We start from the raw sequence: 13,032 nt of genomic DNA, 5'->3' as shown, positions 1-13,032 counted from the left end.
TCGGTAAGAAGAGTGCGTGCCATTGAAAATGTAGAAATAAAAATAACTCAAAGGAGGATTTTAAGTATTTAAAACCAATTCTTCAAATGAGAACACGCCCTAATCATTGTATTCAACTGAACCCAACTCCAAGAGCCGTTTGCAGTCGACCTCATCAAAGCTAAAGAAAAATAAGATTTTTATGTTTAATGCTTGCTCGTGTTGCCATTTCAGGAAATACTGCGCTGCAAGACTCATCGCCTTGTACTTTGCCTGATTTAAGACTCAAACTTATGAAACCTATCCTGTGTGTAATGCTATTCACTGCCCCTTTTGCCACGGCTTATAGCGCAACAATAAAAAACGTCAATCAATTACCCACACAATCCATTGATGTACAGCCTGCTCACCTGACCACACGTATTGAATGGAGCAAGTTTCCTCAACCTATTTATAATAATGATGAACTCAAAGGCCAGGATCGCTCTGCCATCGTCCGCATCTATGTCAATGAGCAGGGACAAATAGAACAGGCCTCGATCCAGGAAAGCACCGGTTTTACCCAGCTTGATCAACGCCTGCTTCAGGCTGTAAAAGTAGCCAAAGCCAACCCACATATTGAAAATAAAACCACCCTGCCGCTGATTGGCTATCAGGTATTTAGCCTCAAACTAAAAGATGAGACTCAGACTGACTGTGAATATAGCTTTAACTCTAGTCATTGGCAGGCACAACAGCAAGGGCAGAAAACCCCTTTTCAATATCTGAGGCAGCCTCAGCTTGATCTTCATCCCGAGCAGCTGCATGGGCATGACCGCAAAGTTAAATTTAAAATGAAGCTCAATCGCGACGGTCAGGTCAAAAGCATTAAGATCAGACAAGGTTCGGGACGTTATGAAGTCGACCAGCAAGTGATCGCTGCCCTAAAAGGCACTGAAATCCGTAGTAAACGCCTTGCCAGCACCTTATGGCTGTATAAACCGTCCAGCCTTAAAGATGAAATTGAATTTAAACTCGATGAATGTCATTAAAAAAGAGGCGAACGCCTCTTTTTTTACCACATACTAAAAGCCCAATAGAGAAATAGATAACGTCCGGTCTTGGCCAGGCTGACCATCCATAAAAAACGGCCAAAATTTTCCTTAAGCAAACCTGCGATCAGGGTAATCGGATCACCAATAATGGGCACCCAGCTAAAAAGTAGCGACCAATAACCATATTTCTGGTAAGTGCGTTGCGCTTTCAGCATCTGCTGCTCTGAAACAGGAAACCACTTTTTATGTTTATACTGTTCTACCCGCATACCTAAATACCAGTTCACACAAGAACCCAGAATATTTCCAAGGCTCGCCACCAGTATCAATAAGGCTGCATGATGATGTTCCTGCCAGAGCAAGCTCAATAAGACCGCTTCAGATTGCAACGGTAATAGAGTTGCCGCCCCGAATGCGGAAAGAAAGAGTAAAAGGAGCGACATGCCAAACTTAAGGTTTTAAGCCCAGTTTCTTTTTCGCCTTTAAAAACTCCCAGTTTGCCCACAATACAGCGGCCACAATGATCGCCATACGCGCCCAGCCATATCTGTCCGTGATCGGATCAATCGTTGCAGCCAAAATCTGCTGATCTTTGGTATTTAAGAGCGTAATAATATGATCAACATGGAAAATTTCAGCAATATATAGCAACAGACAAGCCGCCACCCCAAAAATAATACTCCAATAAATTCGCGTATTACTTTCAATAATCTTGGTTAAATTCAGAAAAAAATCTTGCATACATCTATCCAATAAAAACCACCGGAAAGGTGGTTTTATGTTTAAGAACTCTAGTTTAGCATAAACCTGCTTCATGCATGGCATCGCCTAAACCTGGATTGCCAAGGCCTTTGCTACCGCAGGACGGGCTTTGATACGTGCAATATATTTTTCGACTTCAGGATAATCGGCCAGATCAATCTGCTGCCATTCATGCCGCAATAACCACGGAAAAATCGCTATATCGGCAATCGAATATTCACCTGCAACATAGTCCTGTCCCAGCAACTGTGTATTCAATACCCCATATAAACGTTTGGATTCATTCACATAACGCTCAGTTGCATAGGCAATTCGCTCAGGTGCAAAACGGCTAAAATGATGATTCTGGCCCAGCATTGGCCCCAGCCCACCCATTTGCCACATCAGCCATTGCTCGACCTGTACCCGTTTTAGCTCATCGTGTGGATAAAATAGCCCGGTTTTACGTCCTAAATACTGTAAAATTGCCCCCGATTCAAAAATTGAAACTGCCTGATGACGGGGACCATCCTGATCCACAATCGCGGGGATTTTATTATTAGGAGAAATCGCCAGAAAATCGGATTGAAACTGGTCATTTTCTAAAATATTAACCGGAATAAGCTGATATTTCAGGCCCATCTCTTCCAGGGCAATAGTAATTTTATGACCATTCGGGGTTGGCCAATAATATAGATCGATCATTCGATTTTATACTCCGTCTACCTGAAGAGCGACTTGTTTGAACAACGCAATAGAGCCATGAAAAAATAGCAAGCCATCACGCTATAAATTATTTTCACTTTAACTTCAGTGTTTTATTATAAATTTATAAAAAAATAAGTGAAAAAATCTTGAAATTTTCCCGCTAAATCACATATTGAATATGCGTAAGGATAAAAGTTTTCTTTCGCTCTGTCGATGATAATCATGACAGATTTGAATTCTTGTTATTAAAACTTTGCTGACCTCAGGAGGTTCTAATTATGAGTAACTTAAATCTTCATCCATTGTTCCGTCGTAGCATTGGCTTTGATCGTTTAAACGATTTTATTGACTACGCGATGCAAAGCGACGCACCCAACTATCCACCTTACAACATTGAAAAACATGGTGAAAATCATTACCGCATTGTAGTGGCGACTGCTGGCTTCAATCAGAACGAACTGGATATTTCAATTGAAAATCGTTTATTAACCATCTCCGGCAAGCCCGAAGCAGTACAAACAGAAAGTACTGAATACCTGCATAAAGGTATTGCCCGTCGCGCCTTTAGGCTGTCATTGCGTTTAGATGAGCATATTGAAGTACAACAAGCCGATTATGAAAATGGTCTGTTGGTGATTGATCTGCAACGTATCATTCCAGAAGAAAAGTTGCCACGACAAATCCCGATCGGCAAAAAGTTACTGCTAGAAAATTCAGAAGATGGGACCGAAAAAACAGTGAATGCGGAATAATGTTTTTATGCAAAGAAAGACTCCAACTGGAGTCTTTCTTTTTTATACATAACAGTCTAGTGGATTCAAAATATGCATAATAAAAAATAGATGAAACCTCAATCTTTCATAAAACAATATCCGGTTGATATTTTGAAATATATGAGCTTATTTTTTTATTCTCTTTCCTGTCTTGGCCACTTTAGTTATTTTCTAGATCGGGCGGAGCAACAATAGGACTTATGCGGAAATCTGACAGCTATTCATTGCGTTTGAGAGACATAAATTCAGCCTCATGTATTTACTCAACTTTTCTAAACAGTACCGGCATTCGATTGTTCAAATGTTTCAAGACCAGTGGAACTTAAAACCCCCATCAAGACTCATAAAACCAACATAAAAAAGCCCTGCAATTGCAGGGCTTTTTAGACTCAATGAGTGCTTACTTTTTCTTTTTAGGACCAAGCAGCATACCCATTTGACGGCCTTCCATTTTTGGTGCTTGTTCGACTGTACCGTATTCAGCTACATCTGTTTCAATTTTTTGCAATTGAGCCAGACCTAACTGCTGGTGAGCCATTTCACGACCACGGAAACGCAAGGTAATTTTCACTTTGTTGCCATCTTCAAGGAACTTGATGATTGCGCGTAATTTTACGTTGTAATCACCAACATCAGTACCCGGGCGCAGTTTGATTTCTTTCACCTGGACTTGATGCTGTTTTTTCTTCGCTTCTTTCTGCTTTTGCTTTAAATCAAACAAATGCTTGTTGAAGTCCATGATTTTACAAACAGGTGGCTCGGCATTCGCTACGATCTCCACAAGATCAAGCTCAACGCTTTCTGCTGCGCGCAGGGCTTCAGCTAAGCTTACAATCCCTTTTTGCTCACCATTTTCGTCTACAAGACGGACTTCTTTTGCACGAATTTCATCATTCAAGGCAGGACGGTTTGATTTGTTACCACCCTGTTGATTACGGTCAGGCTGTTTAATCGCTGTTACTCCACAATGTACCGGCCGCGTTCGGCTACGGCTGCTTTTACTAGGTCAACGAAAGTATCGATTGACATAGTACCCAAATTTTTCCCTGAGCGGGTACGAACATTTACTGTACCTTCCTCAACTTCACGGTCCCCAAGTACCAGTAAGTATGGAATACGCTCTAAAGTACGTTCACGAATCTTAAAGCCGATTTTCTCATTTCTCAAGTCAGAAATTGCTCGAATTCCGTTTTCTTTAAGTTTCGCGACGACTGACTCACAAGCTTCAGCTTGAGAATCGGTAATATTCATTACACATGCTTGCACAGGTGACAACCAAGGTGGCATCAAACCTGCATAGTGTTCAATGAGTATACCAATAAAACGCTCAAAACTGCCAAGTATTGCACGATGTAACATTACTGGCTGATCTCGGTCATTATCTTCAGTGACATAAGAGGCGTCAAGGCGCTCTGGCAAGTTAAAGTCACACTGGATCGTACCACATTGCCATACACGACCTAAGCAGTCTTTCAAGGAGAATTCGATCTTCGGACCATAGAATGCCCCTTCACCTGGCTGAAGCTCCCATTCCAGTCCAGCAGCATCTAACGCATCTGCCAGAGATTTTTCGGCCAGATCCCAAAGTGCATCCTCACCCACACGTTTTTCAGGACGCGTGGACAGCTTCATCTGTACGTCTTCAAAACCAAAGTCTTTGTATACATCCAGTGTCAATTTAATAAAGTCTGCAACTTCTGTGCCGATTTGCTCTTTGGTACAGAAAATGTGTGCATCATCCTGAGTAAAACCACGAACACGCATAATGCCGTGTAAAGAACCTGATGGCTCGTTACGATGACATGAACCAAACTCTGCCAGACGGATTGGAAGATCACGGTAAGATTTCAGCCCCTGGTTGAATACCTGTACGTGACAAGGACAGTTCATCGGCTTTACAGCATAGTTACGGTTTTCAGAATGCGTGGTAAACATGTTTTCCGCATAGTTGGCCGCATGCCCCGATTTTTCCCACAACGTAAAGTCGACCACTTGCGGAGTACGGATTTCTTCATAACCGTTGTCTTGCTGCACTTTACGCATATACTGTTCAAGCACTTGGTAAATGGTCCAGCCATTTGGATGCCAGAATACCATGCCCGGTGCTTCTTCCTGCATATGGAACAGGTTCAGTGCCTTACCGATTTTACGATGATCACGCTTTTCAGCTTCTTCAATACGCTTGATATAGGCAGCCAGCTGTTTCTTGTCAGCCCATGCGGTACCATAAATCCGTTGCAACTGTTCGTTTTTGGCATCACCGCGCCAGTAAGCGCCTGAAATTTTGGTCAGCTTGAAAGATTTTAAGAATTTGGTATTGGGAACGTGCGGACCGCGACACATGTCCAGATAATCTTGATGATAATACAAGCCCATCTGGGTTTCTTCTGGCATGTCTGCAATCAGGCGCAGCTTATACTCTTCGCCACGTGCAGTGAATTCTGCAATCACTTCATCACGCGGTGTCATTTTTTTCACGACATCATAGTCCTGATCGATGAGCTTTTTCATACGCTCTTCAATCGCGGCCATATCATCCAGTGTAAACGGACGTGGCATCCAGATGTCATAGTAGAAGCCTTCTTCAATGACCGGCCCAATTACCATCTTCGCTTCCGGGAACAATTGCTTCACTGCATGTCCCACCAAGTGCGCACAAGAGTGGCGGATAATCTCGACACCTTCTTCATCTTTAGGTGTAATGATTTGCAGGGTGGCATCTTCAGTGATCAGATCACACGCATCGACCAGACGGTCATTCACACGACCTGCAACCGTGTTTTTCGCAAGCCCAGGACCGATGCTTTGAGCAACGTCCATCACGGATACGGCTTGATCAAACTGTTTTTGATCGCCATTGGGCAAAGTGATAATTGGCATAGAAAATCCTTAAGGAGTGATGCCCCGTACCATGGAGCATGTCACCGCGAGATTATGATCGAGGCAAAGCCTCAAAAGATAAAAACGGTGGATAAATAAAAAATCATTTGGAATTTTACACGGCTTGGCCACATGATTAAACCTTTTCCCCAATAAAAATAAGATTTAGGGCGAAAATCGCTCCAGCATAGTAAAGACTCCGGCTGATTTTTTTGCTTCAGGATTTTCTTATTCCCGACAAGTTTCCCATGCAGTCAATCGTCCTTCATGATAGGCATACAGTCGGGCAAACTGCGGAATCACCGCTTCACTTTGCAGGGGCCTTAAAAACACATAATCATCGGTGCTTACTGCACAGTGTTTGGGAATCTGGACCATTTCCTGATTGCTGCTACGTCCATACAGGGCATGTGGCTGGCTTTTTTCCGGATAAATATAATCTGCCTGCCAGTAGCCGCCATAAATAAAGGCGGCTTTATATCTATGTGGCAGACGATTCAGCACTTCCAAACCTGGAATCTGACTATAAGGCAATATCTTTAAAATGGGCGCTGCAATCCATAAGGCACAGTGAAAAGCAGACAGAAGGTCCAGCTCGAAATCACGCGGCTTGAGCAGCACCGAACCAAAGGCCAGATCATTACAGACGCTCTGCTGGCAATGCTGCATAAAAGTCGGACTGCCGCCACCGTTAAAGCACAGATCTGCCTGCCACAGCTCAGGAAACTGCTGTTGAAGAATAGTTTTATAGCGTTGATAAGTCTGCTGTGATTGTTGATAACTTTTTTCCGGGCTTTTCAGCACTTTTGGCAGCTTTGCAACATGGGCATCATAGCCCATCAGACCGGAAAGCTGGAGAAAGTTGGGATGTTGCCGAATCAGCTCAAGTAAGGCGCTAAACTGCTCCGGATGACTGACACCACCCCGATGCAGGCCGACATCAATTTCAAGGTTGATGTTAAGACACAACTTGAACTGCTGTGCCAGTTGCAGATATTGTTGCAGCCGCTCCAGATCATCCACCAGCCATTGAATATGTGTCGGTGGATACGACACATTTAGATCTGAACGGTTTTGATAAAACTGCTGGACTGCCTGAACAGGCATCGGTTTACCCAGCAAAATGTCGGCCTGCTTGAATCTGCTCAGTAGGTCTGACAGATGCGGTAGATGAAAAACCATAAAACGCTCAGTCTTTAGCTTTTCACTGGCCACTTGCAGTAACTGCATACAGGCCAAAGATTTCACCACCAGACGTGGCTTGAGTTGAGCAGTAGCCAATTTGGACTGCACCATCTCCAGATTGGCGTGATAACGGGCCAAATCCAGAATCAGTTGTGGTGTACCCGTGCCCTGTTGCTTCAGGTCCTGAGTCAACTGCTGAAAATAAACAGCTTGCATCCTGCCTCTCCTACTCCGTCAAAAACAATTGTTTTAAATAAGGGTTTAGCCACTTTTGCTGCGGGTCAAGTTGCTGGCGCAAGGTCATAAACTCATCCCACTTCGGATAAAGTTCACGCAGGCCAGTCGCAGTCATGGAGTGCAATTTGCCCCAATGAGGACGTCCCTGATATTTCTGTAAAATCGGCTCAACCAGAGCAAAAACAGCCTGATAATCCTGTTTATAAAACTGGTGAATCGAGATAGAAACTGAGTCACGCTGATAAAACGGACTTAACCAGATGTCATCGCCTTTGACATAACGGAACTCGATCGGAAAAAATATCGGGGCGCGCTGCTGTTTTAAGGTCTGTAAAACTTCTTCCAGACATTGCAGGCCTAAATCAGCCGGCAGTTGGTACTCCATCTCATTAAATTTGGTATTGCGCGCTGTGGGGAAAATCCGGCTGGACCAGTCCACATAACAACTGGGTTTGACAAAAACACCGAGTAATTTTTGTAGATAAGAATTAGAGGCAGGAATAATTCGGGTCAACTCCGAACATACAGTCAGTAAATCATCTTCAGAAGGCCAGCCGTTCTCTCTGGGTTGAATAGCGTCATCGGTTTCATCCAATGTTTTCAGCACCACCACGTCGGAATGGATAAAAGCCCAGAATTCAATATGCCGATGCTGATTTTTCCAGTGTTCAAGCTGGGTAAAGACTTCTTTTAATCTACATAGCCGGATCTGTTCTTTTAACTTATAACAGGGGCGGTTTTGCAGGGTAATTTTGGTTAGTACACCCAAACTGCCGAGTGCTACCCGTCCTACCTGAAAAATATCGCTATTTTGCTGTTGATTACATTGTAGCAACTCACCGTCCGCGGTCAGTAGTTCAAAACCCTGAACAAAAGCGGCAAGGCAAGGTAAATCGACTCCTGTGCCATGGGTCGCGGTAGAGATCGCACCTGCCAGACTTTGCTGGTCTATATCGCCCTGATTGATCAAGGCCTGATTGAAGGGCGTTAAATCCTTGCCCAATTCATAGAGTCGTGTGCCGGCCTGCACGGTGGCCCGGGTGTTTGCTTTATCCCAGGCCACAACGCCTCTTAAATGATCCAGATTCACTAAAATATTATCTGTGGTGGCGAGCGCACTAAAGGAATGTCCCGCACCGACAGTACGAATCTGCGCCGAAGATTTCACAATATCCTGTAAATGCTGGAGATGCTGAACCTGAATAATTTCCGGTCGTGCCTGCTGGCTGCCTGACCAGTTTTGCCACCTTCCCTCCGCCTGTCTTATTTTCATTATTCTTCCTTGACCATGAGGATTTATTTTCAATTAGAACAAAATACCCCAAAAAGCAAACATAGGAACCCGATAGTTCAAAAAAATTAAACTAAAAAATAATTATTATTAAATTCAATATTTTAAAAACAACGAACAAAAACTCGACTAAAGCATAACTGTCAGAGATACTGAAAAATGACTATTGTTAAAGGATGTAATAATAAAATTCATGGAGTAGAACAATGGTCAGCGCTTATGACGAATTACCACGCACACCGGCCAATTTTGTTGCGTTGTCTCCTTTGCGTTATCTGGAGCGTGCCGCCTATATTTATCCGACTCAGAATGCCATCATTCATGGCAAGCGTGAAATTAGCTGGCGTGAAACTTATCAGCGCTGCCGCCAGTTTGCCCATCAATTACAAAAGCTCGGCATTGGCAAAAATGATACCGTTTCGGTCCTGTTACCGAACATTCCAGCCATGATTGAAGCACACTTTGCTGTGCCGATGGCGGGTGCAGTACTGAATACGCTCAATACACGCCTCGATGCCAAAACTCTGGCCTTTATGCTGGAACATGCAGAAACCAAGGTGCTGCTGGTCGACCCAGAGTTTTCTGCTGTGGCCAAAGAAGCCCTGGACATGGTGCCTCAAGAAATTTTCGTTATTGATGTAGAAGATGAAAATTATGAAGAGTGCTTTACTACGCCGATTGGACAGATTGAGTACGAAGACTGGCTGGCTGAAGGAGATGCCAGTTTTGAGTGGCATTTACCGCAGGATGAATGGGATGCCATCAGTCTGAATTATACATCCGGCACTACCGGCAATCCTAAAGGTGTGGTCTATCACCATCGTGGTGCGTATATCAATGCGGCCAGCAATATCATTGCCTGTGGCATGACGCCACGCGCCACCTACTTATGGACTTTGCCTTTATTTCACTGTAATGGCTGGTGCTTTGCGTGGACCATGGCAGCAAACGGCGGAACCAATATCTGTCTGCGTAAAGTCGATCCGGAACTGATCTTTAAACTGATCGAGCAACACAACGTGGACTACTTCTGTGCTGCGCCAATTGTCCTGTCTATGCTGATCAATACGCCTGAAGATAAAAAGGTAAACATTGAGCATCGTGTTGAAGTAATGGTGGCAGGTGCTGCACCACCTGCGGCAATTATTGAAGGTATGCGTAATATTGGGATTAATGTGACGCATGTGTATGGCCTGACTGAAACCTACGGTCCATCAGCGTTATGTGCTTCGCAAGCGGGCTGGTCAGAACTGTCCCTTCAGGAACAGGCACAACTGCACTCCCGTCAAGGGGTGCCTTATCCGCTACAAGACGGCATGAAAGTGCTGGACCCGGAAACCATGCAACCCGTGCCGAATGATGGCCAGACCATGGGTGAAATTATGTTCCGGGGCAATATTGTGATGAAAGGCTATTTAAAAAATCCGGAAGCAACCGCAGAAGCTTTTGCGGGTGGCTGGTTCCATACCGGTGACTTGGCTGTGTGCCAGCCGGACGGCTATGCCAAAATCACGGACCGTTCAAAAGACGTGATTATTTCCGGTGGTGAGAATATATCTTCCCTAGAAGTGGAGGAAGTTTTATATCAACATCCGGCGGTACTAACCGCAGCAGTCGTTGCCAAACCTGACCCTCGCTGGCAGGAAGTCCCATGTGCCTTTATTGAACTAAAACAGGGCAGTCAGGTTACAGAAGAAGAAATTATCAATTTCTGTCGTGAGCATTTGGCACGTTTTAAAGTGCCAAAAGATGTGGTCATTACCGAGATTCCAAAAACCTCCACTGGTAAATTACAGAAGTTTGTCCTGCGTGAATGGGCCAAAGAACGTTCACAAGGTGAATTCTCTTAATTCATTGCGATAGTCCAAAACTGCCTCAAGCCTGAATTTTTCTGTTGCAATATAAAAAGGAGAATTTCAGGCGTGGGGCTTTTTTATGCTTAAAATAAAGTCATCAGATTACCTAGCTCAGCTCTGAAGTATTGATCCGGTAATCGTCGGCTTATTCAACACAGCAGCCCGATAAAGTCGGGTCTGTTCAGCCCCCTTGGATTGTGTTTTGTCGCATTCAGGAGATAAACAATGTGCGCCAATTTTCGTCCCATTAGCAGAGAGCAGGCTCAACTCCTGAAGCTGCCCGATCCGCCTGAGTTTGACTTTAAGCCAGATATTTATCCGCTGAATGACTGTCCGCTTGTCCTTGCTGGCCCCCAAGGGCTTGAATGGCGTTCGGTCAAATTTGGCATGATTCCGAAATGGGCCAGAACGTTCAAAATTGGCAGAATGACCTACAACGCCCGAACTGAAACTATCGATGAAAAACCGAGTTTCAAAAACGCATGGTATCACAACCAGTTTGCCCTGATTCCGGTGCAGATTATTTATGAACCCAAATATGTAGATGGCAAGGCCCAGCGCTGGGGCATCTATCGCAAAGATGGCCTCCCCTTTACCATCGCTGCCCTCTATGAAAATACCACTTTAGAGGGGGAGCAGGTTCGCTCCATGTCTATGCTGACTATCAATGCTGATCAGCATCCACTTATGAAAAACTTCCACAAACCCGGAGCTGAAAAGCGCTCGATTATTGTGATTCCGGAGCAACTACGCGAAGACTGGTTATATGGTAATTTTGAAGATGCAGCGCAATTTTTTATCCATATGAATCCTGCGGAGTTTACTGCTTCTTTTATGCCGCGCAAGACTTAAGCACTGAACGGCTAGAAGATTTATTCGCTACAGGCAGGATGATTCTGCTTGGTGCCTTTTCTTAAAGAAGGTTGTTTACTCGCTTAAAGCGGTCAAGATGTAGGAAAAATTTCCTATACAATCAAAAGCTTGTACTTAAAAACACAATTTTCAGGCAATAAAAAACCCAAGACTGAATATGCTTGGGTTTTTTGAATTTTGGTCCCGAGGGTCGGACTCGAACCGACACGTCATCTCTGACAGCGGATTTTGAGTCCGCCGCGTCTACCAATTTCACCACCTCGGGAGTGGATGTCGGCTATATTACTCCGATTCGAAAACTTGTCAACGCAGAAAAAAACACATTTGCTTAATTTTAAAACAATTGGCATTTTTTTGTTTTATAATCGGGCAATTCCCGCCACAAAAAAGAAAAAAGTTTATACTAGCCGTAGTTTTTTTTATCGTAAATTGTCATGCAACTTTCTGATTTTAGTTTCGATCTCCCCGATGAGCTGATTGCCCGTTACCCGCTGGAACAACGCAGTGCCTCTCGCCTCCTGCATCTGGATGCACAAGGCCAATACCACGATCACCAGTTCACCGATATTCTGGATTTGCTGAATGAAGGAGATCTGCTGGTTCTGAATGACACCAAGGTCATGAAAGCGCGCCTGAAAGGGAAACGCGCATCAGGTGGCGCTGTTGAAGTGCTGGTCGAACGGATGATAGACCAGTCGGTTGCCCACTGTCATATCAAGGCCAGTAATACGCCTAAAGCTGGTGCAGAACTGTTTATTGGACCGGATGCTATTAAAGTCACGGTTCAGGGACGTCATGAGAACCTGTTTATTGTCGAATTCTCTCAGCCGATTCTAGAAGTACTAGATCAATACGGCGCCCTGCCGATTCCGCCTTATTTCAACCGTGAAGCGGAAGAGATTGATAGCGAGCGGTATCAGACTGTATTTAATGATCCGACCAAACTGGCCAGTGTTGCTGCACCCACTGCTTCTTTGCACTTCGATGTCAACTTATTGAATAAGCTGGAAGAAAAAGGCATTCAAAAGACTTTTGTGACCTTGCATGTGGGTGCAGGTACCTTCCTGCCCGTACGCACTGATGATATTGAAAATCACATCATGCACAGTGAATGGTGTCAGGTTTCAGATGAATCCATGGCGTTAATTAAAGCCACCAAAGCGCGTGGCAATAAAGTGATTGCCGTGGGAACCACTGCCACCCGGGCCACTGAAAGTGCGGCTCAGGCCAATGGTGGTGAATTGAAAGGCTGGACTGGCGATACCCAGATTTTTATCTATCCCGGTTATGAGTTCAAAGTGGTCGACCGCCTGATTAGCAACTTCCATTTGCCGGAATCCACCCTGCTGATGCTGGTATCGGCATTATCCAGCCGTGACCATATTCTGAAGGCCTATCAGCATGCGGTGGCCAGTCAATATCGCTTCTTCAGTTATGGCGATGCCATGCTGATTGATCAAGCCGAATAAAGCAGG

Annotated in this window: 12 protein-coding genes and 1 tRNA gene; 5 read left to right on the top strand and 8 right to left on the bottom strand. The window is 44.5% G+C overall.

Annotated elements, in window-relative coordinates:
• Positions 1-272 precede the first annotated feature (272 nt).
• Positions 273-1,010, top strand: coding sequence for a TonB family protein (locus NI467_RS01330; protein WP_151203653.1), 738 nt, complete (start codon positions 273-275; stop codon positions 1,008-1,010).
• 23 nt (positions 1,011-1,033) lie between these two features.
• On the opposite strand, the gene NI467_RS01325 is transcribed toward NI467_RS01330, so the two are convergent.
• The 3 genes from NI467_RS01325 to NI467_RS01315 form a co-directional block, all read right to left on the bottom strand.
• A complete protein-coding gene (locus NI467_RS01325; protein WP_151203655.1) occupies positions 1,034-1,456 on the bottom strand; it encodes a YqaA family protein in 423 nt (140 codons plus the stop codon).
• Between the two features lie 7 nt (positions 1,457-1,463).
• Positions 1,464-1,754 (bottom strand): hypothetical protein, encoded by a 291-nt coding sequence (locus NI467_RS01320; RefSeq protein WP_151203657.1) that lies wholly within the window; start codon positions 1,752-1,754, stop codon positions 1,464-1,466.
• Between the two features lie 87 nt (positions 1,755-1,841).
• Entirely contained in the window at positions 1,842-2,459 is a 618-nt protein-coding gene (locus NI467_RS01315) for a glutathione S-transferase N-terminal domain-containing protein (protein ID WP_253150494.1), read from the bottom strand.
• A 281-nt stretch (positions 2,460-2,740) separates the two neighbouring features.
• Here NI467_RS01315 and NI467_RS01310 point away from each other — a divergent pair, with 281 nt between their 5' ends.
• A complete protein-coding gene (locus tag NI467_RS01310) occupies positions 2,741-3,214 on the top strand; it encodes an Hsp20 family protein (RefSeq protein WP_151203661.1) in 474 nt (157 codons plus the stop codon).
• 421 nt (positions 3,215-3,635) lie between these two features.
• On the opposite strand, the gene infC is transcribed toward NI467_RS01310, so the two are convergent.
• The 4 genes from infC to NI467_RS01290 all read right to left on the bottom strand — a co-directional run bounded on the left by infC (position 3,636) and on the right by NI467_RS01290 (position 8,810).
• Positions 3,636-4,133 carry a translation initiation factor IF-3 gene (gene infC, locus NI467_RS01305; protein WP_218955312.1) on the bottom strand — a complete coding sequence of 166 codons (498 nt, stop codon included), beginning with the start codon at positions 4,131-4,133 and terminating at the stop codon, positions 3,636-3,638.
• 59 nt (positions 4,134-4,192) lie between these two features.
• On the bottom strand, positions 4,193-6,115 hold the full coding sequence (gene thrS / locus NI467_RS01300) for a threonine--tRNA ligase (RefSeq protein WP_151203665.1): 1,923 nt from the start codon (positions 6,113-6,115) through the stop codon (positions 4,193-4,195).
• 228 nt (positions 6,116-6,343) lie between these two features.
• Positions 6,344-7,516, bottom strand: a complete 1,173-nt coding sequence (locus NI467_RS01295) for an alanine racemase (RefSeq protein ID WP_253150492.1) — start codon at positions 7,514-7,516, stop codon at positions 6,344-6,346.
• A gap of 10 nt (positions 7,517-7,526) precedes the next feature.
• Entirely contained in the window at positions 7,527-8,810 is a 1,284-nt protein-coding gene (locus NI467_RS01290) for a D-arabinono-1,4-lactone oxidase (RefSeq protein WP_253150490.1), read from the bottom strand.
• Between the two features lie 224 nt (positions 8,811-9,034).
• On the opposite strand from NI467_RS01290, the gene NI467_RS01285 reads away from it, so the two are divergent.
• A complete protein-coding gene (locus tag NI467_RS01285; RefSeq protein ID WP_253150489.1) occupies positions 9,035-10,678 on the top strand; it encodes an acyl-CoA synthetase in 1,644 nt (547 codons plus the stop codon).
• Between the two features lie 231 nt (positions 10,679-10,909).
• On the top strand, positions 10,910-11,536 hold the full coding sequence (locus NI467_RS01280; protein ID WP_253150487.1) for an SOS response-associated peptidase: 627 nt from the start codon (positions 10,910-10,912) through the stop codon (positions 11,534-11,536).
• A gap of 199 nt (positions 11,537-11,735) precedes the next feature.
• Here the strand turns inward: NI467_RS01280 and NI467_RS01275 are convergent.
• A tRNA-Leu gene (locus NI467_RS01275) sits at positions 11,736-11,822 on the bottom strand.
• Between the two features lie 169 nt (positions 11,823-11,991).
• Between NI467_RS01275 and queA the strand changes: the two genes are divergently transcribed.
• Complete coding sequence (gene queA, locus NI467_RS01270; protein ID WP_253150485.1) at positions 11,992-13,026, top strand: tRNA preQ1(34) S-adenosylmethionine ribosyltransferase-isomerase QueA; 1,035 nt, start codon at positions 11,992-11,994, stop codon at positions 13,024-13,026.
• Positions 13,027-13,032: the final 6 nt, after the last annotated feature.

Origin of the sequence: Acinetobacter sp. S4397-1 (assembly GCF_024129285.1) — a bacterium.
GTDB lineage: Bacteria > Pseudomonadota > Gammaproteobacteria > Pseudomonadales > Moraxellaceae > Acinetobacter > Acinetobacter lwoffii_C.
This window is presented reverse-complemented; position numbering and strand designations above follow the sequence as displayed.